Genomic DNA, 22,204 nt, shown 5'->3' on the forward strand with positions numbered 1-22,204 from the left:
AGCTTGCACTATAAGTAAGACATACATAAGCAATATAATCATTTGATTTTGATTATGTTAACTAATAAATAATTTTTATATATCTCTATCTTGGTGCTAAAAAAACTGCGAAGAAGTCTTATTGTTTTACATAATCAATGAGAACTCCTAGCCTATTCTCTTTAGGTATATTATGAATTTGTTAAAGAAAAGCTAATTTCTATTTAAAAGCCATGCATTGATTAAAACACTCCTATGGTATTCACAAATCTCTTTAGGTCTTTCTTTGCACTAATTTGATAGCACCTACTTACTCCTCCTTTCCTAATGTTTACTTCTTTAGGCATAGTGATTGCTTTTGATTAATATTACATCACCATTTTGCGTTAAAACATACACTTACCCATGAAAAAGAAGTTATCCCTAAACTTGGTATGGTCATTTGCCATTGCCTTGTTCCTGTTGGGCAATACTGCTACTGCCCAGATCAAGATGCCGGCAGCAAGCCCCTCTTCCACCATCAAACAAAATATTGGCCTAGCCGATGTGACTGTTGAGTATTCGCGTCCAAGCATGAAAGGCCGTAAGATCTTTGGTGACCTGGCTCCTTACGGAAGATTGTGGCGCACCGGAGCGAACGCTTCTACTAAATTAACCTTCTCCGAAGAGGTAATGCTGGAAGGCAACAAGGTTCCGGCCGGAACATACGCCTTGTACACCATCCCTGGCGAGAAAGACTGGACTGTTGTCATCCACAAAAACACGAAACACTGGGGAGACGGCGGTAAAGACTATAAAGCCGAAGAAGATCTGGTACGTTTCAAGGTTACTCCTAAGAAAACAGCCGAAAAAACTGAAACCTTCACCATCAACTTCGCTAACCTGACCAACAACGGGGGTACTATGCAAATTATGTGGGAAAACACCTTAGTGCCCGTTAAAATCACGACCGATGTTGACACGAAAGTGATGAGCCAGATCCAGGAAAAAGTGGTGAATGGCACAGACGTAACACCTGCTTTGTATGCTGCGGCAGCTTCTTACTACGCTGAAAACAACAAAGACATGAAACAGGCTTTGGCTTGGATGAAACAGGCCAATGAGAAAGACCCTAAGTTCTGGACCCTGCACCAACAAGCTAAAATCCAGGCAAAGATGAAAGACTACAAAGGTGCTGCGGCTACTGCCCAGAAGTCCATTGAACTAGCCAAAAAGGAAAACAACGCAGATTACGTGGCGCTGAACGAGAAACTATTAGCTGAGATCAAAAACAAGTAATTCCGTTTACCGGGTATTTTCCGGAAAACCCATCAAAAAAGGAGGGCCGCTGATGTGAAATCAGCGGCCCTCCTTTTTTGATGGGCTAAGGTATGTTAAACCTTACATCCAACGCACTTTCTCTTCAATGGAAATAGTCCGTTTGCCATCTGTGACAGGCTTATCGGTGTAGCCCAGGTACAAAACGCCCAACACCGTATCTTCTTCCCTTAATTGCAGCATTTCTTTCATAGCCGGATGGTACGCCATTCCGCCGGAGCCCCAGTAAGAGGCAATACCTAAGCTAGTAGCTCCCAATAAAAGGTTCTGGATAGCGCAGGAGGTAGCAGCTACTTCTTCCAAAGCTGGAATTTTAGGCAAATCTCCTCTATGCATATAAGCCACCATAACATGTGAAGCCTGGTCTCCCATATGGAGCAGCTTTTCGTACTTCACCTCCATGTACTTATCTGGCGTGGTTTGGCTTTTGTACAAAGCCGCGTGTGCCCGGCAGAAGTCGCTCACTTTCTCTCCGGCATACACCACAAACCGCCAGGGCTCAGTATACCCGTGGGTGGGTGCCCAATCAGCCAAGGCTAGAAGTTCCCAAATCTGGTCATCTGGGATAAGTCGCCCATTCATTTGGGGAGGCTTAATCGTCCTTCGGCCTTGGATGATATGCTGTAACGCCAGAAAAGTTGAATCCATAAACGAGGTACTGAGGAGAAAACAAAATCAGGCTGGTTTACGCACCAAGGGTTGCAACAAGAAGCCTATGCTTACTACCAGGGCAGCGCCAATCAGGTTGTACCAGAGGTACGCAATATCAGAGTAGAAGTACAACAGTAAGATAAGTATCTGCGTGATGACCGCTGCCCAGAACACGGCATTCCCTTCCAACTTCCGGAAGTAAAAAGCGGCAATAAAGACCCCTAAGATGGTACCGTAAAACAAAGAACCTAAAATGTTAACTGCTTGAATGAGGTTTTCTAACTGTGATGCAAAAAGGGCGAAGAAAATAGATACGGCTCCCCAGCCCACGGTAAACCAGCGCGAGGCCTTTACATAATGGCTGTCACTAGCGTTGGGCTTCAGGGAACGTTTATAAACATCTACCACCGTAGTAGAAGCAAGTGAATTAAACGCCGAGGCCGTACTCCCCATAGCGGCACACAAGACGACCGCTAGCAGTAAACCCACCAAACCCTGAGGCAATTGCTGGGTCACGAAAGTAAGGAAGACATAATCAGTATCTTTCAAGTCAGTGCCTTCATTGTAGGTTTTTACCAAGCCCTGGGCTTCGGTCCTGAGCGCCTTTCTCTTTTCTTCGGTTTGCTGTATTACTTGCGTAGCCTGCTCCTGTCCTTTCTGGTCTTTAGAACGGTAGGCTTGCACCAAAGCCAGGGTGGCTTCTTTCTTTTGCTGAAAAACCTGCTTACTCTCTTCCTCAAGATTTTGCCAGGCAGGTGCGGCAGAAGAGGTTAATACATTATTTGCCTGCTGCTGGTTGAAGTAAAGGGGCGGTTGGTAAAACTGGTAGAACACGAACACCAGCACACCCACCAGCAAAATCAGAAACTGCATGGGTACCTTCACCAGGCCATTCATGAGCAAGCCCAATCTGCTTTGGGCAATAGTTTCACCGCCCAAATAGCGCCCTACCTGTGACTGGTCTGTTCCAAAATAAGATAAGGCCAGAAAGAAGCCGCCAATCAAACCCGACCATAGGTTGTAGCGGTCATTAGGATTAAAGCTTAAATCTACCAGGTTCAACTTTCCGGATGTCCCGGCCACTTCCATTGCTTCAAAAAAACCTATCCCATCGGGCAGCAGGCGTACCACCACAATGGCTGCCATAAGCATACCGCCCAGCATCACGCCCATCTGGAGCCGTTGGGTCTGGCTTACTGCCTTGGTACCACCCACCACCGTGTAAAACGTCACCACTACGCCAATGAAAAGAATGGTAGCCGTCAGGTTCCACCCCAGAATAGCCGATAAAATAATGGCCGGGGCATAAATGGTAATACCAGTAGAGAGCCCGCGCTGCAAAAGAAACAATAGAGCGGTGAGTGACCGGTTTTTAAGGTCAAACCTGGTCTCCAGGTACTCATAGGCGGTATACACCTTGAGCCGGTAATAAATAGGAATGGCCGTAATAGACAGCACCACCATGGCCAAGGGCAACCCAAAGTAGAACTGGATAAACCGCATGCCATCGTCAAAGGCCTGGCCCGGAGTAGAAAGAAACGTAATGGCACTGGCTTGGGTAGCCATGATGGAAAGGCCCATCATCCACCAGCGCTCGGTATTATCGGCCCGAAGGTAACCGGACATGTGCTGGGCTTTCCGGGTTTTCCAGACGCCGTACAAGACAATGAACGCAATAGTGCCTATAAGCACCCCCCAATCCAATCCGCTCATGAATAAGCTTTTGTGATGAGGTAAAACACCAGAATTAACCCTGCGAGCACTCCCAGAACCAGCCAATACATGGAAGTCCAACTTTTAAAGAACGGCGGCGGATCTATGTCTCCTTTGGTCATCTGGGTTCTGCTGATTTTAATTGAAGTAGATACTGTGCTTTTGAAGTTGTTCTTCCTTACAACGCATTCGCGATTGATATATATTGCGTCAGACCTTCCAGATCTCTGTTGGGCTGTTTCTTGGCACCAACTTACCGGCAAGAAAAGATTCAGAGTTGATTTTTTGAAAACAGCCCTGAAATGCTATTTACCTAAAGAAAGCAGGTTGACAAACAGACGGTAAGCTCCCGGAACACCGGCAGGCAACTCTCTGAAGAAGGAATAACCGGTATACACGTAATATCCCTTGCCGTATTTAGCCACAAGCAAACCACCTTCTTTAGGGGTTTCCCCAGGATCATTGGCCGAAAGAATTGCCTCATACTCAGGCGCCCACTGGTTAGGGAAATACAAACCACGCTCCTGCACCCATCCTCTGAAATCCTGCTCGGTGATTTTGTTAGGCGAGTTGAGCACCGGATGATTAGGTTTCAGGAAGCGCACCTCTGAGTCTTCTACGGTAACCCGGTCATTGGAGAGTTTAATAGAATAAGGGCCTACATTAGGTGTCACCAATCCATTACTCACGTTATACTGCACCACCAGGGTGCCGCCGTTCTGCACGTACTGCATAAGCTGCGGCTGCTGAAACTTCAGGCGCTCCAAAGTATTGTACGCCCGCACGCCCACCACTACGGCATCATATTTTTGCAAAGCTGCCGCAGACAATTCTCCTACGTGCAGTTGGTCTACCGCGTACCCAATCTGCTGCAGGCTGGCGGGCACCTCATCACCGGCCCCCATTAAATAGCCAATGTGCTGGCCCTTCCGTTTCAAGTCTAATTTAACGGCTTTGGCAACTGCCTCGGGCAGTAGGGTCTGGGTAGGAATATGCGGGTACTCTATAGTTTTCAAGCTTTGGCTGTAGGTTCTGCCTTTGGTGGTCACGGTAGCACTGATGACACTCTCGGTTTGAGCGGCCCCGGGGTACACCATAAAGGTAAAGCTCTGCTCCTCTCCTTTCTGTGGAAGGTTGAAACTGGCAGTGGCTGGTTCAGAACGCCATCCATCGGGCAAACGAAGGGCAACCTGCCCGTCTACCTGCTCTTTGCCGGCCCTTACCCGAACCGTCACTGGCTTTGGCTGGGCATCGGCGAAGACGTACACTTTCTCTGTTATGTTCACGAACACAGGCGGCGTAATCTCAAACGGACGGTATTGCTCTCCTTCCACCGGATCGGTGCGTTTGTACACCACAGGCACCGTGAAAGCAAAAGGTTGTCCTTGCACGGTCAAATGTAAGCGTACCTGGGCGGCGGCAGGGTTTTCGGGTAAACCAATCAGGGCCGGATCATCTACCCTGAACATGCCAGTGGTGCCGGTCTCGCGTAACCAGTACGGCTGAGAATAAGGCGTTGATGCCGGAATAGCTACCGTAGTGCGAGCAATCCATGGCTTGCTTGCCTCAAGCTTCTGCTGCAAAGTAGTATCACGGTTCGCGAACAGGTAGTCTACTTTGGTAAGTGTCACGGGAACCGGAGAACGGTTGACAGCCTCTAAAGACAACACCACTGGCTCTCCCGGTGAAACAGAGTAGTCTCTTACCGAAGATGCTTCCAGGTACAATCCCAGACAGGCTTTGATGACGTCCTGCAATTCCTGTTGCTTGACGGTTTTCCAATAAGAGGCCGGAAGCTTGACCAAGGCTGCATTCGCTTTCAGGAGTGCCGGCACCGAAGCAGCCGGGTTGGCAGCCTCATACTTTTTAAGGGCCTCCTTTAACAGTTTGGCTACTTCATTGCTGCCCGGCACCCGGCTCCAGGAAGTGTTCACCCCCTCGGCAAAGTCTGTTTTAGCGCCGGCGCCCTTCAAAAACTCAAAATACTCTACGGCCTCTCCCCTGGTGCCACTGCTGCCAAAGCCCTGGCTTTTGTGCATGCTGCGGCTTTGGGCGGCAATTTCATTGTATGACCTGCCAAGCAAGGGGTTGTACACCCCGGTATCAATCATCAACTTATCTGAGGCGTCAAATTTCTGGTTCTGGCTGTAGAAAAAGGAAGAGGTGTTCCAGAGCAGGCGCTTGGCTTGCCAGGGTTCCACGGTTTTTAGCTGTTCCGGAAAGCGCTTGGGGTCAGCGGCAGCGTCAAAGGCTTCCATGGCAATCACCGCTGAGGCGGTGTGGTGCCCGTGCGTGCCGCTGGGCTGCGGAGAAAACCGGGTAATGATGACATCTGGCCGGAACTTCCGGATGACCCACACCGCGTCTGCCAGCACCTGTTCTTTGTCCCAGATAGTAAATGTCTCAGCAGGGTTCTTAGAGAACCCGAAGTCATTGGCACGGCTGAAGAATTGCTCTCCACCGTCGGTTCGGCGGGCCTGCAGCAACTCCTGTGTTCTGATGATTCCTAACTCCTCTCTAATCTCGGGACCAATCAGGTTTTGGCCACCGTCACCGCGGGTGAGAGAAAGGTAACCAGTACGGTATTTCCGCTCGTTGGCCAGGTAGGCAATGAGGCGGGTGTTCTCGTCATCTGGGTGAGCGGCCAGGTACAGGACGCTGCCTAGAACATTCAGTTTTTCCAGGGCCAGCCGTATGTCAGCGGCATTGGGTTTCTTAGGTGCTTGCGCAAAAGAGGTAGAAAATCCGGCTCCCAATAAAAGAAGAAAGGATGCGATTATAACACGTATTGAGGTCATGTCAACCAAAAGAGGTTCAAAAATAGATTAGGAAGTCCGGGGCATGCGCCCCAAAGATATCCCACGGTAAAGCTATGGATTTTTACATCAAGGGAACAGCCACCCACCCTGATTTCCGTAGTATAACTTTTTACCCGGTTTAGTAGTTAAGAGAATCTGAAACAGCGCTTAAATCGAAATAGACTATGAAAAAGCTTATGATGATATTGGCAATAGCTGGCATGACCAGTTTTGTTGCCTGTGACTCCCAAACCGGGGGTAACACCAGTTCAGCGGGAACTGATGCCGCTCAGAACTCCAGCAACCCTAACAACAATAGCAGTGTGGTTAATCCCAACCCTAATGATACTACCGGGGCAACTGCTACTGAACTTACCCAGAAACGGGTAGGGAACTCGCAAACCCGTGGAGAGGAAAACTCTTCTAAATCCAGAACTACTCAAAACCAAGTCCTGCGCGACTCTATTTAATACAGGATAGCCTCACAAGTAGAAGTCCGTTCCGGGGCCGTTTTCTTAAAAACGGCCCCGGAACGGACTTCTGTATTTTACCTTAAGAAAAGTCTGAAGAATTTATTGACAAGGTTTACTTATTCTGCTTCTTGGCTTTTTGCTGTTCTTTAAATTCCTGCCCCGAGCGAAGGGTATAGAATTCGCCAATTAAGCTTCTGATTTTGATCTCGTCTAAAGTCGTGAGTTTCTCCTCTACCGCGGCTTTGCGTTTGCCCAGGCTCTGCAAGATATAATCAGCGTAGTCCCAATCGCGGGAGGTCCAACTCTGGCGTTTTACCCGCACGTTCTGCATGAACCGGATGTACGCCTCACGCATGTGAATGTCACTTATGTTCTGCACGTTGGCGAAGGAGCCTAAGAGTTCTTTTTCGCGCAAACGCACTTCCTCGGCCTGCAGGGGCACTTCATCGGCCATGGGCTTGGCCTCCAACTCTTGGAAACGGGTTTTCAGTTCCAGGAAATCACGCTTGGAGGTTTCTGACAGGTTCTGGAAACTGCCTTCAATTTTGTTAGCCTGCCGGGCGAAATCACTTTTAATAGTAGGCCACTCGGAGCGGGTGGTGGTAGTCACTTTGTCTGCCTGAAGCTTCACCCATTCTTTAAAATTCCGAAGGTCCTGCTCTACTCCGGCTTCCTGAGTTTCTTTCACCGGGGCAGTAGTTTCCCCACTGGTTTCCTGTGCCCAGCCGGTGGAGGTAAATACAGCGCTAAGCCCTAAAATGAGCCCAACTATCTTTCCTTTTTGCATGGTTTTCTAATAAAGGGTTGTGTGTAGCCTAAACCAAAGGTACTTATTTTCCTGAAAGGCTATATAGGGGTTACAGCAAGAACAACGCCAAAGTCCTCTTGTCATTTTAAGCCTTAGCAGCCATTTGTTTATGCCTTAATTTCTGAAAAAATGGCGTAAAACAGAAGCCCCATCCAGGATAATCTACCGGATGGGGCTTCTGTTTTATCTGAAATTCTATCCCGCCTTATTAAGCGGAGTAGCGGTTAGTTCTTCTCTAAAATCTGGAAAAGCTCGTCCAGTTTAGGCGTTAAGATAATTTCGGTACGACGATTTTTCTGACGGGCATCTGCCGTGGTGGCTGGGTCTACTGGCACGTATTTAGAACGCCCCGATGGCGTTACCCGCTGCGGAGGCACACCAGCATCTGTTAGAATACGGGTGATTTCAGTTGCTCTGAGTACGCTTAGGTCCCAGTTGTCTTGCATGCCGGCAGTACCCCGTGAAACCGGAACATCATCTGTATGGCCTTCTATCAACACGTTCACATCGGGCTGGTTCTGCAAGACAGTGGCCAACTTCTTGAGCGCCTCCTGCCCTTGCGCGTCTACTTTGGTTGAGCCAGACTTGAACAGCAACTGGTTAGACAAAGACACATACACTTTCCCGTTGCGCACATCTACGGTAAGGTCTGACGCTTTGAACCCCAACAGGGCATTGCTTACTACCTGCCGAAGGCTGTTCACGGCTTTGTCTTTCTCTTCCAAAATGCGCTGCATCTCGGCTAAACGGGCTTCTCGGGCCTGTAAATCGGCGCTGAGCTTGTCAACCTGCTGGTTTTTATTGTTCAGGTTCGTGCGAAGCGAGGCCTCTGTAGAAGCTTTTTCACTGGCCAGATCGGCTTTCTCCTGGTTCAGGCGTTCTTTGTCCTGCTGCAGCCGGGCGCGTTCGCTTTCCAGTTCGGCTTTCTGGCGGGTAAGTTCATCCTGTAACACTACAAGCGAGCGGTTTTCTGCCAGGGCAGCCTCGTATTTCTTCGTAGACACACAGGACCCCAGTAAACCCATGGCAAATACAGCAGGTAAGGCAGATCTTAAAACGTTTTTTCTCATAGTTGTGGAATGATTTAAGCAGAGGTTGCTTTGAAAAGCAAGGTATTTATACGTACGCAGCGCTTGCTGCATACGTTAAAACACTTAAAAATATGGACAGAAAGCAAATCTAACGAAACCTTATCTCCTGCTTTGGCTTCATTTTCTATCCATGATCTTGTGTTCTCTGGTTTAGGTACAAAAGCCACGAACCCTTACAGAGCAGAAACCTTACCTGCAGGGTGAAATGCCTTCGGCAAAAACACTATCTTTGAAACGAGGCAAAGCCGCTTCTTCTCCTTTTTAAGGTGGATTGCGTATTTGCTTCAATTCAATCTTTACCTTTTACCCAATTTTTTGAAAAACAGCATGAAAACAAAACTTACCGTGAACAACAACGGCTCCCTTAAAATTGAAGGCGAGTTCATCATAGTAGATCCGCAAGGAAATGAGTACAACCTGCAAGGCCGCGAGGTAGTGTCTATCTGCCGCTGTGGTTTGTCTCAGAACAAGCCTTTCTGCGATGGCTCCCACAAAGGCCACTTTGAGCACAACGCCGTGGCTTTTGAGCTACCGCCTCGCAAGGTGTAGTTCTACTTACAAGCTTTAAAAAAGGAGCGGAGGCCTGGTCTCCGCCCTTTCTTTTTATTTCACTTTCTGTTTTTCAACTTCTTCCTTCGTTCTAATAGCCATTAGATTCTATGTCTGATACCTCTACGGGATTTAAGCGCGAGATCAAAATATTTGATGCCGTTATGTTAGTAGCCGGTTCCATGATTGGGTCCGGTATTTTTATTGTAAGTGCTGATATTGGCCGCGCAGTGGGAAGTGCCGGATACCTGTTGCTGGTATGGGGCTTAACGGGGCTCATGACATTGGCGGGCGCTTTGAGTTACGGAGAGTTGACCAGCCTTATGCCCCGTGCCGGTGGGCAGTATGTGTACCTGCGTGAGTCTTACGGCCCCTTAGTGGCTTTCCTATATGGCTGGACACTGTTTCTGGTTATTCAGAGCGGCACCATTGCGGCCGTGGGGGTTGCGTTTGCCCGGTTTACCGGCGTGCTACTTCCCTGGTTTTCTGAAGACAATGTGTTGCTGGATCTCGGCTTCTTTCAGTTCACGACGGTGCAGCTGCTGGCCATAGCGTCTATTGTGCTGCTGACCTTGGTAAACCAACAGGGAGTGCGTAATGGAACCATCATCCAGAACATCTTCGGAAGCACTAAAATTATTGCCTTGTTTGCGCTGCTTGGGTTCGGGTTGCTGCTGGGCACTAACCCTGAGGTAATTGACCTGAACTTCTCTAACCTTTGGGATGCCCAATCTGTGGTATTGGACAAAGAAACCGGAGCCATTACCCGTACTACTTTGTCTGGCTGGGCACTGATGGTAGGGATTGGCACAGCGATGATCGGGTCGCTTTTCTCTTCTGATGCCTGGAACAACATTGGGTTTTCTGGAGATGAGATTGTGAACCCTAAGCGGACCATTGTCCTGAGCATGGCTATTGGAACAGCTATTGTTACGCTCCTGTACATCCTGATCAATGTGGTGTACCTAACCATTCTGCCATTGAGCGGGGACCCCGCCGGAACCGATGCATTAAGCCGGGGCCTGCAGTTTGCCAGTAATGACCGAGTGGGCACAGCCGTAGCAGAAGTAATTGGCGGCGCCCCTGCTACCATCGCGATTGCTATCCTGATCATGGTTTCTACATTTGGGTGCAACAACGGTGTGATTCTCTCTGCTCCGCGCGTGTACTACGCCATGGCAAAAGACGGTCTGTTCTTCCCAAATATGGCTAAACTGAACAAGAACGGCGTACCCGGTGCAGCCTTGGCTATTCAGTGCGTATGGGCCAGTTTGCTGTGCCTCTCAGGCCGGTACTCAGACCTGCTGGATTACGTGATTTTTGCGGTGCTGCTGTTTTACATTCTTACCATTGCGGGCATCTTTGTGTTACGCCGTACCATGCCAAACGCTCCTCGGCCCTATAAAGCTATTGGCTACCCGGTATTACCAGCATTGTACATACTTATGGCCTCTTTCATCTGCATTATCTTACTTATCTATAAACCTAACTATTCCTGGCCAGGGTTGATTCTGGTTGGAGTAGGTATTCCGGTGTTCTATATCTTCGGAAAGCGGTTTAAGAGAGTAGAGGATTAAGAAAGGTATTTTGAAAACAGCGCGGGTCCGTTCAATGAACGGACCCGCGCTGTTTTATTTATAGGCTGTTTTACAGAAAAGGAGCTAAAACAGAAGGGCTATACATGCGAAAAGCCTTCCCCGTCTGGGAAGGCTTTTCTAATATTGGTTAAATAACTTAAATATTGCTACTTCAGCTGTTGGCTTTCGCCGTTGTCTTTCTAAACCTACTACTTACGTATCCCTTATTACTAAACCACTTCGGCTTTTCTTCATAAGTTTCAACAAAAAGCTATTCAGTTCAGTTTTTCACGACACCTGGTTCGCTTACACTATTTAACCAATTGTTATATCTTCTTTAACGAGGCTGTTTATTGAAGGTTTCAAAAAAACAGTAAATATATCAATGATATTTTCCTCCTTACCACAACCATCATCTACCCCAAAAAGCTTGAAGTAAATGAGTTATAGTTTTCATTCTTGAACACTAATATACAGTGGTGGTGAATAGATTTTTGAAAGCTTAAGAGCTTAGAAGTGATAAAGATCAAAATAAGCACAAAAAAGATGGGCTGCCTAAGGGTTCCTTTCTTCACCAAGGTTAAAAGTGATTCTACAAGCATGAGGCATATCTCAAAAGGAAATAAAATTCAGGGTGGTTGTAAGTTGACTGTTATAGAAGAGATATCCTTCTTCGGGAATAGCCGTACTCCCCTTACTTTCAAGCGTTCTAATTATATGAAGAAGATTTTTTTAGCCGCAGCCATCATGATTAGCGGGGCATTAGGAGCACAGGCGCAGACTAGCCTTGGAATAAAAGGAGGAATAAACGTAGCCACCATCAGGCCGCTTTATGAGCCCAATGAACCAAGAATAGGTGCTCATGTAGGACTTTTTGCCTCCACCCCTATCTCTGGCCGGTTTGCTCTCCAACCCGAACTCCTGTATTCTCAACAGGGAGTAGAGACTGACCGGTATACCTACACCTATCATTACCTGAACATACCGCTTATTTTCAAAGGCACCCTTTCTGGTGGGCTACACCTGCAGGTGGGTCCTCAGTTTGGAGTTTTATTAGCTTCTAACAGAAAAGAAGGCAAAAGCTCTCTTGACATCACAGAATCTATGAACAGATATGATGGGGCGCTGGCACTGGGCCTGGGGTATGATGTTGCAGAATGGCAGATTTCAGCCCGATACAACTTTGGCTTGTCAGATATAAGAGAAACGAAAAATGGAGACCTCAACTTAGGACGCGGAGATAATCTCACCAATGATGTGTTTCAATTTTCATTAGGCTACAGATTCAGGTAAGGCTATGAAAAAGCATTTCTATCAGGTTTTATAAAAAAGCCTATCTTATACCCAATCAAGGGTCCCATGTCTAGTATGCAGGCATAGGACCCTTGATTGGGTATTTTTGTGTAGTGCAACTCAAACCCAAAGGCACCATAGTATAGGTTTGTTTTATCAAATTGGAGCTATAAAGCAATTTGTAAGGCAAATGAGGGAATTGGAGAATATTTTTGCCCCTTCTTTACTTTTAGCTTTTAAATGTTCTTGCAACAAGTAAACCTTTGGCTTAGCTAAACCACCTCGCATACACGAACTATGACCAATTCTTCTCCTTTAGCCCCTATCCAGATACAAGTAACCAAAGACCCTGCAATTATTCACCAATTGGCTCATGAAACCTGGTACCCCGCGTATCAGGAAATTCTCTCGCGGGAGCAGATTGAGTTTATGTTATCCCAGATCTATTCTTTTGAAGCCCTGCAAAAGCAGATGGAAGAGGGGCAAACATTCCTGCTACTTTTGAAAGAAGGAGTTCCAGTGGCTTTTTCGGCTTTCTCCCTGTTAGATGCCACTGAAAAATTGTACAAACTAAACAAATTGTACATCCACCCAGACTACCAGGGGCAAAAGTTAGGCAAATACCTACTGGAAGAAGTAATAAAACGGGCAAAGAAACTGGGAGGAGTTAAACTAGAACTTAACGTACACAGGCAAAATCCGGCGCTGCATTTTTATTTAAAGCACGGGTTTAGAATTTCTCAGATAATTGACATACCTTTTGCCCAATTCATGCTAAATGACTACATTATGCATCTCAATCTATCTGAAACACGGTAGAAGTGAAAGCAAGATTGCTAGTTAATAAGGATGTTCTATTATTGTGAGTATTGTAGTATTTTATATTTATGGTTTACAATTCACTTCGGAAAGTGCTACTAGTGCTCGGGATTATTCTCAGTTGCTCTATTTTAGGACATAGCTGGGGATTCTTCGGACACAAAGTCATCCAGCAGTTGGCCATTTATGGACTACCAAAAGACATGCAGGGGTTCTACCACCGCCACATGGCTCACCTGGTAGAAACGTCGGTACGTCCAGACCAGCGCCGGAATGATGACTCTACAGAAGCTCCCCGCCACTTTATTGATCTTGAAGCCTTAGGGGAAAAACCTTTGGAGGAAGTGCCTCACACCTATCCTGCCGCTGCCGCTAAGTATAGCACAGACACTTTGCAGAAATATGGCATAGCCCCCTGGCATATAATCAAAATGAAAGAACGCCTTACCAGGGCTTTCCAAAGAAGAGACACTGACAGCATTCTCTATTACTCGGCAGACCTGGCCCACTACATACAAGATGTTCATGTGCCGCTGCACACCAGCCTGAACTATGACGGTCAGTTAACCGGCCAACACGGCCTTCATAGCCTTTGGGAATCTAAGGTTCCAGAGCAAAACCTGGCCTCCTACAACCTGCAGCACAACAAAGCCAGATACCTGGCGAACCCTCAGGAAGAAATCTGGGGCGTGGTACGCTCATCGCACCTGCTGGTACCAAAACTGCTAGAAATAGAAAGACAAGTAAGCCAGAACTTTACTGATGACACGAAATACACCATTGTAGAGCGAAACGGTCGTTCGCGCAAGAATTACACAGATGCGTTCAGCAGCGCCTACAACAAGGTCCTGGGCACCATGGTACAGGACCGCATGCGGGCTTCGGCCGAGATGACCAGTTCTTTCTGGTACACCTCCTGGGTAGACGGAGGCAAACCCGACCTGGACAAATTACTGGCCATGCCCCGCGCCAAAGCAGAGAAGAAACAGCTTAAAAACGAACTTAAAGCCTGGAAAAAAGGAACCTTGCTGGAGAAAGATCTCCTGCTCACCAAAATCAGGATCTCACTGATGAACGTGATTGAATGGGTAAGTTCTTCCTTGGCTTAATTTCCATTGGCGATTTCTTTTAAAACGATAATCTTCTGCTGACCAAAAATCTAAGGTTAAACCCGTACTTTTGCCCTCCGCGTTTAACCACAGTAGAAAGAGCACATGCATATTGCAATTGTAGGCAACATTGGGGCCGGAAAAACCACACTAGCCACAAAGCTGGCCCAGCATTATAAATGGGAAGTTTTTCTTGAAGCCGTAGATGACAACCCTTACCTGAAAGACTTCTATGATGACATGCCAAGGTGGGCGTTTCACTTGCAGGTTTTCTTTCTGAACAGTCGCTTCAACCAGGTTATCCAAATTAATGAGCGCACCTCTGGCGTGGTTCAGGACCGAACCATCTACGAAGACGCCTTCATCTTTGCCAAGAACCTGCACCATTCTGGTATGATGAGTGACCGCGATTATCAGAACTACTTCAGCCTCTTCCAGTCTATGACCAAGATGGTGAAAGCCCCAGATCTTTTGGTGTATTTGAAAGCTGATCTTCCTAAACTAATTGGCCAGATTCAGAAACGCGGCCGCGACTACGAAGACAACATTTCACTGGCTTACCTCAAGAACCTGAACGAGCACTACGAGCAATGGATTGCCGGATACAAGCATGGCAAACTGTTAGTGGTTGATGTGAACAACATAGATTTCGTGCAGAACCCAGAAGACCTAGGAGTAATCATAGACCGAATCAATATTGAGCTTTTCGGGTTGTTTTAACCTCAAGAAGAATTTAGCCACTTTCACAAAGCCCGTTTTAAGGCCTGTTTCAAGAAACAAGCCTTAAAATGGGCTTCCTTTTTTACTTCATCTTCCCTGCCTCCCTCACCAGATTTTCATAGTTTCACAAAGCACCTTACCTCTCTGCCTTAAACTGCGTATACATAGAAAAAACGCAATATGGATTTCAAATACTATAACTTCATGGCGACTGGTGCGCTCTTCCTGGCCTTGCTTGCAGGTACTTCATGTGAGCGCACTTCCAATTCAGATTCTACTACCCAGGCCAGTAACAAGGCAGAAGAAGACCTGGCAGATTTAAGAGAGTGGGTCAAAGACAAGACCCGGAAGACCGACAGCACTTTGCTGGAAAAAGGACCGCAAGTGAGAGAGGGATTCAAAGAGCGCACCGCCAGATTAGATGCAAAACTGGAAAGCCTCTCAGAAAAATCAAAGGAGGAATACAAGGAGCTAAGAAGGGAATACGAGAACTGGGAAACCAGAAACCAGCAACGCAGTGCAACTCCTCTGCATCCAGAAACAATGAAGCGGATGGAAACAGAGCTATTTGGCTCAGCTACCTCCTTAGACGTAGCCATTCCAGCAAACCAAATGCGGGAGGTGTACACCCAGTTTCTACAAAACGTGCGAATCAGGCGTGCTTCCTGGACCGCCTCAGACTGGGATTATGTAGATGATATCTACACCAGGCTAAACCAAAAGAAAGACCAGGTAGAAGACCAGCTTACGGCCAATGACAGAATTAAAATCAAAGCTTTACAGGCAGAATACCTAACCCTGGAAGCCCGTAAAGATGCGAAAGACCTGCTAAGGGAAATAAAGCAGTAAAGGACTTATAACCAGTAAGATGTTATCTCTGCTTAGGAACGGCAAACGAGGAAAGCCATTCCTGAGCCGAGGGTACATCATTGAAAAGCCCAACCTGACAAAGATTAGAAACCCTTCGCTGCAGATTCTGGGCGGTGCTTAAGTCATGCATGTCACGTGAGAGCACCAGGGCAAGATACTGTAGCCCTAGCTTCTCAACCTGCGGCATCCATTCATACTCAAGCCAATCATTGGCTTCCTCCCACTCACCCGTCACCTCGCTTTTATCATTCAGAAGTTTAGGGCACCGTTTCTCCTGCTGCAGTTCTAAGAATTTAGTGGCCGCGGCCACCACATCATCTGGGTGAATGTGCCCGCTCCATTTTACGTAAAACCAATCCTGCTCACTTACATATTCAAGGGAGATATTGGAATGGGCACTGCAGACTTCCCATTTGTTATTCATGAAAGAAACTTAAGGTTATATTGAAATATAAACAAGTTAAGTTTCAGTATTGTGTTTTCCGTCTATGAAACGTACGGGTGTTTAGGTTGTATGTTCCCTAAAACACCCTGAAAGCTCCTTATCGGGCGGCTTCCGCTGAAATCCAGCCCTTAGACCCGTTTGCATCCTGCACCAGCCAGAACCCTTCCTGTTTAGCCAGCACCTGTACCGTAGAATCTGGGGAAAGGCTTTTCTGGGTTGCCGCCTGCGCAGAAGAAGCATCTAATAAAGGAGCTTCCCGGCGTAGCTTAACCGCCTGAAGCGGCTTGTCTAAAGTTTCTACCAGGGAAGAAGCAATGTACCCTTGCTGCCCGTCAGGCAACATGACCCTGTACCAGGAGGCAGATCCCGCCAATACTTGTAGAGGGGTGTGCTGCGGAAGTGTCATGAGCGCCTCAGCCGAAGAGGCTGGTGCCGTTCTTAAAGAAGATTTACCCTTGGTCACACGAACCCAGTCTCCTAACTTCTTAGCATCGGCTTGAAGCGGAGTTGGTTTCGTGCGGTTTTTGTATACATAAGGGAACGGATCTACTGCACCCTGCCCAAACCGGTAAATCCCGAAATGCAGGTGAGGAGCGGTTGTTTTCGCGTTGCCGGTATTACCCAACAAACCTAAAGTGTCTCCAATGGAAACTCGTTGACCGGGCTGTACCAACTGGCTGTCTAAATGGGCATAGTAGAGACTTTGCTGACGTTTCAGGTCAGAGAGCCATACAACTTTCCCGCCAATAGGAGTAGTATTCACCCGGGTTACCACGCCTTCCACCGATGCCACTACAGGAGTGTTGCGTGCCGCAAAGATGTCAATTCCTTCGTGTTTTCTGGCCCCTGCATCGCGCTCAGCGCCCCAGAAGCTTTGCACCGCCCGGCTGTCTTTCCCTTGTACTGGAAATGCCAGAATGGGAGTAGTCTCAATGGTCACCGTGTACTGCCCGCTACGGAGCAATTCTGGCTGCACCCGTAACAGGTGCGGCAACTCCTCTTCTATTTCATATTCCAGGTTTTGGGCTGTAGTGTCAGCGTACGCCACTCGCTTGGGCTCTCCCGTGTTATCTGGGTTCGCTTCAAAAAGGTCTATGAACACTTGAGGCACTTGCTGCCCCTGGGTTTCTACTTTCACAGCCACTTTTTGCCCTTCTTTCACCGTAAATTGGTAACTGGCAGCCAACGGCCTATCGGCGGGAAAATAACCAGTTTCCTTAAAAGGCAAGGTAATTGGAATGGGTTTGCGCAAGGCTTGCTCTCCGGCAGCTATCCACTGCTGCCCAAGGGCCGTTTGATCCAGTTTTGCTTCTTTCAAACCAGCCTCGTATTTCTCATAAGGGGTTCTCTTTTCAAATACCCCTCTTAATGTATTCTGCGGACTACACCCTGTCACATAAAGTAATCCTACTAGCATCAGCAAAAACAAAGGACCCTTGCGGGTACAAAAATCTATATAACGCATTGTTGTAAATTCTTTAAAAACTAATAACCCAGTCACCCCAGAGAAGGTTCTGGAGATAACTGGGTTATTGTACGCAGGTTTCCCTGCAAAAGAAGTGCTGAAGGCTACTCTTCTTCTATTCGCTGGTGGGGATGAGAATAACCTCTGGCAGTAGCTTCATCAATGACTTCGTACTGGTCCAGCATCAGGTTAGGGTTGTCAGAATTGGTGCCTTTCACAAATACACCCTCAGGGGTTTGGTAAATGGCGTAATTGTGCAACCCAAACGGAAAAAGGTTGTTACTGCGCAGCTCTTTGGCATAGGTAAGGTCCACTTCTTCGCCCCCAAGGGCGGTCACTAAATAAAGGCTATGCTGGGTCATGATACAAGTAAAATGTAAGGTAAAGAAGAGCTACCTGATTAAGCGGTATTAAGCGGTGCGCTGGGTTTGCTGCGCGAGCCAATGTTTGGCCTCAGATACCGAAAAGAAATGCCGGTTCAGGCAGATTCCTTTCCCGTTAGAAATCTCCTCTATGGTAGTCACCGCTAACTTGGTAAAAACCTTTTCTGGTACTAACAAGGCGATGTAAAGGTATTTACCGGGTGCGTTTTTAGCTAATTGCTCTACAATAGTGTTCCCAACCCACTTTTGATCTTCCGGAGATACTACCCCCATGTTGCGCACGTCTACAAACAACCTATGTGTAGGCTTTTTGGCAAGAGAGGCCACAATTCTATGATTAGCATCTCTGAATTCCTGCGAGGTACCCTGCCGTTTGTAGGTAAGGTAAGCGGCTCCTAAGACCTCATCATAGCCGGTTGTGGCGTAATCGTTGTCAGTGTGCACCATTGAGCTGGGGGTTAAAAAAAAGTAAACTAAGCCACGCAAATTACATCAGAACCATAGTCTCTGCAAGGCTTATGGAACCGTTTATTAGGCCACTGCTGAACATTCCATTTAAAATATAAATTTGATATGCTAAAGTGCTCTTTTGAAAGGTAAAAACCTCAGGCACACAGCTTTTCTATCAGGAACCCGCCTCCATAATGGTGATGGTATCACCTACTGAAACTGTTCCTGTGGAAAGCCCAATCAAGTTCATCCCGAAAATAACTTTGTTTCCTTTCTTCTGGTAAGAGGAAAGCGTTTGCAGAGGTTCTGAACCCGCTTGCCCCGTGCTTTGGTCTATGGTAGTCACATTGCACCGGCCGCAGGGCTTAGCCCCGTAAAACAAGACATTGCCAATCTTAAAGGTTTTCCATTTCTCCTCAGCATACGGTTGCCCCCCGGTGAACACAAAATTTGGCCTAAAACGGTTCATGGGCACTTGCTCTTCCAACCGGGTATTCAAATCATTCAATGACTCCTGACCAATAATCAAATATGGAAATCCATCTGAAAAACTCACTTTCTCATTGTGCTTCGCATAATTAGGGTCTATAAGCCGAATGGAGTTTTCAGGCATGTACACCAAACGGCAACTAATCCCCAAGACATCAGAAAACCAGGCATTGGCTTCAGGGCTGACAATGAAGGCGAAGCAGATGTCGTCCCAAACAGTGACCAGGGTAGAGCGGGTGCTGTTGGTTTCATAGGGCACCAGCAAGGGGGTAAGTTCTTTTGTTTTGTGCGTCACCAGCAGGCCCTCTGGGGTAAGCGCCACCTGCAAGAGCGCCATCTCCGCTAATTTACGTTGAGTCAGGAAAATACCGCTGTCATCAATCAACATCCAGCGTCGGTCATACTGTAGCCCCCGTTCCTCTACCTGCGCAGAGGTTAATGAAATGCCGCCTAATGATTTGATGGGATAGATATAGATTTCGCTGAGTACTAGTGTTGACATACAGGTGTGTTACAGATGAGCGTAGCTCCCGCCCAAAGGCAGAACCAAAGGAAGGAATGATTCCTAAAACGCGAAGAACCCGTTGAAGGATTTGCACTTTTAAAACATTTTCACTACAAACTCCTTTTATCCTGCATTTGGCTACCCTCTCCCCTTCCTGATCCCACCCTTCGGGGTACGCCTTCGAATAACTTAGTATAGTTTGAAATCCCCTCCCCTCTCCTTTCACCAAAGTCACTTACCCGCAATCACTCTCCAAGTAGGTAATCATTTAAAGCTCCTTTTAGAAAATCTGCCAGAAACGAGAAGTAGAAGTAACCTGTAACCAGGAGCATTCCATTCAGGCAGACTTTCTAAATTGTTTTCTCTTCAGGGTACTTTTCACTTCCATCTTCATCTTGGAAATACATGAGGAATACAGCAGACAGGGCAAGACTTTCTAACTTTCACCGTTCCTCAGAAAGATTTGGGTAAGTCAACATCAGGGGAAATTCGAAGCCTATTACCATTCACGGGTTTTAGGCACTCTTTAAGAAAAAGGAGCTGAAAACGTTTTTGAAACTTTATCTTTCTGCACAGCCCTATTTTTGAAAAAGGATTGGGTAATCTTTTCTATTTTAGGTTCTTAAGTAATGCATTAGGTTTGTCTAATATTTTTGGCAAACTGCTGTGAAAAAACAGAATGCTTAAAATTTTAGCCAGGACCTTGGCGACTATCATAAAAACCGTAATTTTAGCAGACTGAAATCAAGAGGAGCGCAAGGCATGGGGACATATTTTCAGAGTAGCCGCGAAGAAATTTCGTTTACAGTAAGCACCAATCGTCCCCTCACGCTCTTTGAGTTCAACCGCCGTCTGCGTGAGGAGATTGAGAACGCCCTTCCGCATAAGTACTGGATCATTGCCGAAATCTCTGAGGCACGGGTTCACCACCAAAGCGGTCACTGTTACCTCACCCTCACCGACAAAGAACCCGGCGCCTCTAAAAGCACCCTCACCGCTCAGGCCAGGGGAACCATCTGGAAACGCCAGTACCAGGAAATAGCGCAGTATTTTGAAGCCCAAACCGGGCATCCGCTCAGGGCCGGACTCAAGATCCTGTTCAATGCCAGCCCACGGTTCCATGAACTGTATGGGTTCAGCCTGGACATCCATGACGTAGATCCTACCTATACCTTAGGAGACCTTGCACGCCAACGGCAGGAAACCATTGCCCGCCTGCAGACCGAAGGCTTGCTGGACCTAAACCAAAAGAAAACCCTTCCTGAAGTACCGCAACGCCTGGCCATTATCTCGTCGCCAACGGCTGCGGGGTACCAGGATTTTGTGGCGCAATTAGAAAACAACCCGTTTGGCTACTCTTTCAAGCTTAGTCTTTTTGAGGCGAGCGTGCAGGGCATGGAAGCAGTGTCTTCCATCAAAGCCGCGCTTTCCAGGGTGGCCCTGCAGCAGCAAGCTTTTGATGCGGTGGTGATCATCAGGGGAGGGGGCTCACAGACCGATCTTCTATGCTTTGACCATTATGAGTTGGCCTCTGCGGTAGCTCAAATGCCTTTGCCAGTATTAACCGGTATTGGACACGAACGCGATGAGTCCATCACTGACCTGGTAGCGCACACTCCCCTGAAAACACCAACCGCCGTAGCTGCTTTCTTGATTGACCGATTGAATGAGTTTGAAGCGGCCATAGAAAGTGTGTTCTTCCAGATAAAGGAGGCTGCGTCTGCGTTAGCTGTTGCCCAGGAGCGCCGGGTTGCCTTGTTGACCTCCCAGATTCAGCAACGCACCAATACGTTTCTGCACAACCGGCAGTACCAACTGGAGTGCCAGACCCGTACCTTGTCTGACAAACCGCAGAAGTTCCTTACTGAGGAGCAGCGGCATATCATGTGCGAAGAAATGCGGCTCACTAACACGGTGCAAAAGGTACTGAGGGCCCGGGAAACCAAACAGCAGCACTACTCGCAACAGCTGGAAACCAGTAGCCAGAAAAAACTGGAGACTGGCAAAAACAGATTGACCCACGTGGAGCACTGCCTTCAGATGTCATCTGAGCAACGCATCCAGAAAGCCCAGTTGCATTTTCAGAAAAACCAGCAAAGGTTGCTTTACGGGGCCAAAGACCATTTGCAAATCAAAGGCCACCAGCTCCAATTAATAGAAATGGATGTAAAATCTCATGATCCGGAGATTATGCTCATGCGGGGGTACACCCTTACCTACGTTAACGGAAAGCTGCTGAGGTCTTTGGATCAGGTAGCGCCCGGTGACATCTTGCAGACCCGTTTGCTGGCTGGTAATGTCACCAGCAAAGTCACCAAAACAAAACAACCAGACCTTTTTGATTAACACTATTCAATTAGAAATTAGAGATTAAAAATTAGAAATGACTCAAGCTCCCCTTTCGTCATGGCTCTAATCCCTCTTTCTTCAATTTCTAATTTTGAATTCATAATTTCTAATTAGAACCGCTATGAGCAACATTACTTATAAACAAGCAACCCAAGAACTAGAGGCTATTTTGAAAGCTATTGAGAACGATGATGTGGACGTGGATGAACTGACCCAAAAGGTGCAGCGCTCTTCAGAACTCATCAAGTTGTGCAAGCAAAAGCTCCGCAACGCCGAAGACGCCATCAGTCAGGTATTCCGGGACATCAACTGCGAAGACCCCAAAGCTGAATAACCCTCATTCGTTTATGC

General features: G+C 47.3%; 22 protein-coding genes. 11 read left to right on the plus strand and 11 right to left on the minus strand.

Features of this window, described 5'->3' with window-relative positions:
- The first annotated feature begins 384 nt into the window (after positions 1–384).
- Positions 385–1,257 (plus strand): DUF2911 domain-containing protein, encoded by an 873-nt coding sequence (locus tag DC20_RS02045; RefSeq protein ID WP_062542302.1) that lies wholly within the window; start codon positions 385–387, stop codon positions 1,255–1,257.
- Between the two features lie 102 nt (positions 1,258–1,359).
- Here DC20_RS02045 and DC20_RS02050 read toward each other — a convergent pair whose 3' ends face one another.
- The 4 genes from DC20_RS02050 to DC20_RS02060 form a co-directional block, all read right to left on the minus strand.
- A complete protein-coding gene (locus DC20_RS02050) occupies positions 1,360–1,944 on the minus strand; it encodes a nitroreductase family protein (protein WP_062542303.1) in 585 nt (194 codons plus the stop codon).
- A gap of 27 nt (positions 1,945–1,971) precedes the next feature.
- Positions 1,972–3,660, minus strand: coding sequence for a sodium:solute symporter (locus tag DC20_RS02055; protein ID WP_062542304.1), 1,689 nt, complete (start codon positions 3,658–3,660; stop codon positions 1,972–1,974).
- Positions 3,657–3,782 carry a hypothetical protein gene (locus tag DC20_RS23525; protein WP_262506338.1) on the minus strand — a complete coding sequence of 42 codons (126 nt, stop codon included), beginning with the start codon at positions 3,780–3,782 and terminating at the stop codon, positions 3,657–3,659. Before DC20_RS23525 ends, DC20_RS02055 begins: the two co-directional genes overlap by 4 nt.
- A 183-nt stretch (positions 3,783–3,965) precedes the next feature.
- Positions 3,966–6,458, minus strand: coding sequence for a PIG-L family deacetylase (locus DC20_RS02060; RefSeq protein WP_062542305.1), 2,493 nt, complete (start codon positions 6,456–6,458; stop codon positions 3,966–3,968).
- Positions 6,459–6,643: 185 nt separating this feature from the next.
- Here DC20_RS02060 and DC20_RS02065 point away from each other — a divergent pair, with 185 nt between their 5' ends.
- Positions 6,644–6,928 (plus strand): hypothetical protein, encoded by a 285-nt coding sequence (locus tag DC20_RS02065; RefSeq protein WP_062542306.1) that lies wholly within the window; start codon positions 6,644–6,646, stop codon positions 6,926–6,928.
- Between the two features lie 115 nt (positions 6,929–7,043).
- Here the strand turns inward: DC20_RS02065 and DC20_RS02070 are convergent, their stop codons facing one another.
- Positions 7,044–7,718: a hypothetical protein gene (locus tag DC20_RS02070; protein WP_062542307.1), complete on the minus strand. Its 675-nt coding sequence runs from the start codon at positions 7,716–7,718 to the stop codon at positions 7,044–7,046.
- A gap of 245 nt (positions 7,719–7,963) precedes the next feature.
- Positions 7,964–8,809: an OmpA family protein gene (locus DC20_RS02075; RefSeq protein ID WP_062542308.1), complete on the minus strand. Its 846-nt coding sequence runs from the start codon at positions 8,807–8,809 to the stop codon at positions 7,964–7,966.
- 348 nt (positions 8,810–9,157) lie between these two features.
- Between DC20_RS02075 and DC20_RS02085 the strand changes: the two genes are divergently transcribed.
- The 7 genes from DC20_RS02085 to DC20_RS02120 all read left to right on the plus strand — a co-directional run bounded on the left by DC20_RS02085 (position 9,158) and on the right by DC20_RS02120 (position 15,746).
- On the plus strand, positions 9,158–9,379 hold the full coding sequence (locus DC20_RS02085) for a CDGSH iron-sulfur domain-containing protein (RefSeq protein ID WP_062542310.1): 222 nt from the start codon (positions 9,158–9,160) through the stop codon (positions 9,377–9,379).
- Positions 9,380–9,489: 110 nt separating this feature from the next.
- Positions 9,490–10,956 carry an APC family permease gene (locus DC20_RS02090; protein WP_062542311.1) on the plus strand — a complete coding sequence of 489 codons (1,467 nt, stop codon included), beginning with the start codon at positions 9,490–9,492 and terminating at the stop codon, positions 10,954–10,956.
- Between the two features lie 717 nt (positions 10,957–11,673).
- Positions 11,674–12,249, plus strand: coding sequence for a porin family protein (locus tag DC20_RS02100; RefSeq protein WP_062542313.1), 576 nt, complete (start codon positions 11,674–11,676; stop codon positions 12,247–12,249).
- Between the two features lie 297 nt (positions 12,250–12,546).
- Positions 12,547–13,068 (plus strand): GNAT family N-acetyltransferase, encoded by a 522-nt coding sequence (locus DC20_RS02105; RefSeq protein WP_062542314.1) that lies wholly within the window; start codon positions 12,547–12,549, stop codon positions 13,066–13,068.
- Between the two features lie 68 nt (positions 13,069–13,136).
- On the plus strand, positions 13,137–14,177 hold the full coding sequence (locus DC20_RS02110; protein WP_071885358.1) for a zinc dependent phospholipase C family protein: 1,041 nt from the start codon (positions 13,137–13,139) through the stop codon (positions 14,175–14,177).
- Between the two features lie 105 nt (positions 14,178–14,282).
- Entirely contained in the window at positions 14,283–14,897 is a 615-nt protein-coding gene (locus DC20_RS02115) for a deoxynucleoside kinase (RefSeq protein ID WP_062542316.1), read from the plus strand.
- A 180-nt stretch (positions 14,898–15,077) separates the two neighbouring features.
- Positions 15,078–15,746 carry a DUF6565 domain-containing protein gene (locus DC20_RS02120; RefSeq protein ID WP_062542317.1) on the plus strand — a complete coding sequence of 223 codons (669 nt, stop codon included), beginning with the start codon at positions 15,078–15,080 and terminating at the stop codon, positions 15,744–15,746.
- Positions 15,747–15,768: 22 nt separating this feature from the next.
- Here the strand turns inward: DC20_RS02120 and DC20_RS02125 are convergent, their stop codons facing one another.
- The 5 genes from DC20_RS02125 to DC20_RS02145 all read right to left on the minus strand — a co-directional run bounded on the left by DC20_RS02125 (position 15,769) and on the right by DC20_RS02145 (position 19,501).
- The gene (locus DC20_RS02125; protein ID WP_062542318.1) at positions 15,769–16,191 is read right to left on the minus strand and encodes a hypothetical protein; all 423 of its coding nucleotides are present in this window, start codon (positions 16,189–16,191) and stop codon (positions 15,769–15,771) included.
- Between the two features lie 118 nt (positions 16,192–16,309).
- Positions 16,310–17,677 (minus strand): peptidoglycan DD-metalloendopeptidase family protein, encoded by a 1,368-nt coding sequence (locus tag DC20_RS02130; protein WP_083470215.1) that lies wholly within the window; start codon positions 17,675–17,677, stop codon positions 16,310–16,312.
- A 104-nt stretch (positions 17,678–17,781) separates the two neighbouring features.
- Complete coding sequence (locus tag DC20_RS02135; RefSeq protein ID WP_062542319.1) at positions 17,782–18,039, minus strand: hypothetical protein; 258 nt, start codon at positions 18,037–18,039, stop codon at positions 17,782–17,784.
- 48 nt (positions 18,040–18,087) lie between these two features.
- Positions 18,088–18,507 (minus strand): hypothetical protein, encoded by a 420-nt coding sequence (locus tag DC20_RS02140; RefSeq protein WP_062542320.1) that lies wholly within the window; start codon positions 18,505–18,507, stop codon positions 18,088–18,090.
- Positions 18,508–18,685: 178 nt separating this feature from the next.
- Positions 18,686–19,501, minus strand: a complete 816-nt coding sequence (locus DC20_RS02145) for an MOSC domain-containing protein (RefSeq protein ID WP_062542321.1) — start codon at positions 19,499–19,501, stop codon at positions 18,686–18,688.
- A gap of 765 nt (positions 19,502–20,266) precedes the next feature.
- Here DC20_RS02145 and xseA point away from each other — a divergent pair.
- Positions 20,267–21,850, plus strand: coding sequence for an exodeoxyribonuclease VII large subunit (gene xseA, locus DC20_RS02150; protein WP_062542322.1), 1,584 nt, complete (start codon positions 20,267–20,269; stop codon positions 21,848–21,850).
- A gap of 124 nt (positions 21,851–21,974) precedes the next feature.
- Entirely contained in the window at positions 21,975–22,187 is a 213-nt protein-coding gene (gene xseB / locus DC20_RS02155; RefSeq protein WP_062542323.1) for an exodeoxyribonuclease VII small subunit, read from the plus strand.
- The last annotated feature ends 17 nt before the right edge of the window (positions 22,188–22,204 follow it).

The organism is Rufibacter tibetensis (assembly GCF_001310085.1).
Taxonomy (GTDB): Bacteria; Bacteroidota; Bacteroidia; order Cytophagales; family Hymenobacteraceae; genus Nibribacter; species Nibribacter tibetensis.

What these genes read in the sequence shown, in the direction of transcription:
- DC20_RS02055 (WP_062542304.1), bottom strand. Translation starts at nt 3,660, where the DNA reads ATGAGCGGATTGGATTGGGGGGTGCTTATAGGCACTATTGCGTTCATT.
- xseB (WP_062542323.1), top strand. Translation starts at nt 21,975, where the DNA reads ATGAGCAACATTACTTATAAACAAGCAACCCAAGAACTAGAGGCTATT.
- DC20_RS02130 (WP_083470215.1), bottom strand. Translation starts at nt 17,677, where the DNA reads ATGCGTTATATAGATTTTTGTACCCGCAAGGGTCCTTTGTTTTTGCTG.
- DC20_RS02135 (WP_062542319.1), bottom strand. Translation starts at nt 18,039, where the DNA reads ATGACCCAGCATAGCCTTTATTTAGTGACCGCCCTTGGGGGCGAAGAA.
- DC20_RS02070 (WP_062542307.1), bottom strand. Translation starts at nt 7,718, where the DNA reads ATGCAAAAAGGAAAGATAGTTGGGCTCATTTTAGGGCTTAGCGCTGTA.
- DC20_RS02115 (WP_062542316.1), top strand. Translation starts at nt 14,283, where the DNA reads ATGCATATTGCAATTGTAGGCAACATTGGGGCCGGAAAAACCACACTA.
- DC20_RS02125 (WP_062542318.1), bottom strand. Translation starts at nt 16,191, where the DNA reads ATGAATAACAAATGGGAAGTCTGCAGTGCCCATTCCAATATCTCCCTT.
- DC20_RS02110 (WP_071885358.1), top strand. Translation starts at nt 13,137, where the DNA reads ATGGTTTACAATTCACTTCGGAAAGTGCTACTAGTGCTCGGGATTATT.
- DC20_RS02145 (WP_062542321.1), bottom strand. Translation starts at nt 19,501, where the DNA reads ATGTCAACACTAGTACTCAGCGAAATCTATATCTATCCCATCAAATCA.
- DC20_RS02085 (WP_062542310.1), top strand. Translation starts at nt 9,158, where the DNA reads ATGAAAACAAAACTTACCGTGAACAACAACGGCTCCCTTAAAATTGAA.
- DC20_RS02075 (WP_062542308.1), bottom strand. Translation starts at nt 8,809, where the DNA reads ATGAGAAAAAACGTTTTAAGATCTGCCTTACCTGCTGTATTTGCCATG.
- DC20_RS02100 (WP_062542313.1), top strand. Translation starts at nt 11,674, where the DNA reads ATGAAGAAGATTTTTTTAGCCGCAGCCATCATGATTAGCGGGGCATTA.
- DC20_RS02140 (WP_062542320.1), bottom strand. Translation starts at nt 18,507, where the DNA reads ATGGTGCACACTGACAACGATTACGCCACAACCGGCTATGATGAGGTC.
- DC20_RS02090 (WP_062542311.1), top strand. Translation starts at nt 9,490, where the DNA reads ATGTCTGATACCTCTACGGGATTTAAGCGCGAGATCAAAATATTTGAT.
- DC20_RS02065 (WP_062542306.1), top strand. Translation starts at nt 6,644, where the DNA reads ATGAAAAAGCTTATGATGATATTGGCAATAGCTGGCATGACCAGTTTT.
- DC20_RS02105 (WP_062542314.1), top strand. Translation starts at nt 12,547, where the DNA reads ATGACCAATTCTTCTCCTTTAGCCCCTATCCAGATACAAGTAACCAAA.
- DC20_RS02050 (WP_062542303.1), bottom strand. Translation starts at nt 1,944, where the DNA reads ATGGATTCAACTTTTCTGGCGTTACAGCATATCATCCAAGGCCGAAGG.
- DC20_RS02060 (WP_062542305.1), bottom strand. Translation starts at nt 6,458, where the DNA reads ATGACCTCAATACGTGTTATAATCGCATCCTTTCTTCTTTTATTGGGA.
- xseA (WP_062542322.1), top strand. Translation starts at nt 20,267, where the DNA reads ATGGGGACATATTTTCAGAGTAGCCGCGAAGAAATTTCGTTTACAGTA.
- DC20_RS02045 (WP_062542302.1), top strand. Translation starts at nt 385, where the DNA reads ATGAAAAAGAAGTTATCCCTAAACTTGGTATGGTCATTTGCCATTGCC.
- DC20_RS23525 (WP_262506338.1), bottom strand. Translation starts at nt 3,782, where the DNA reads ATGACCAAAGGAGACATAGATCCGCCGCCGTTCTTTAAAAGTTGGACT.
- DC20_RS02120 (WP_062542317.1), top strand. Translation starts at nt 15,078, where the DNA reads ATGGATTTCAAATACTATAACTTCATGGCGACTGGTGCGCTCTTCCTG.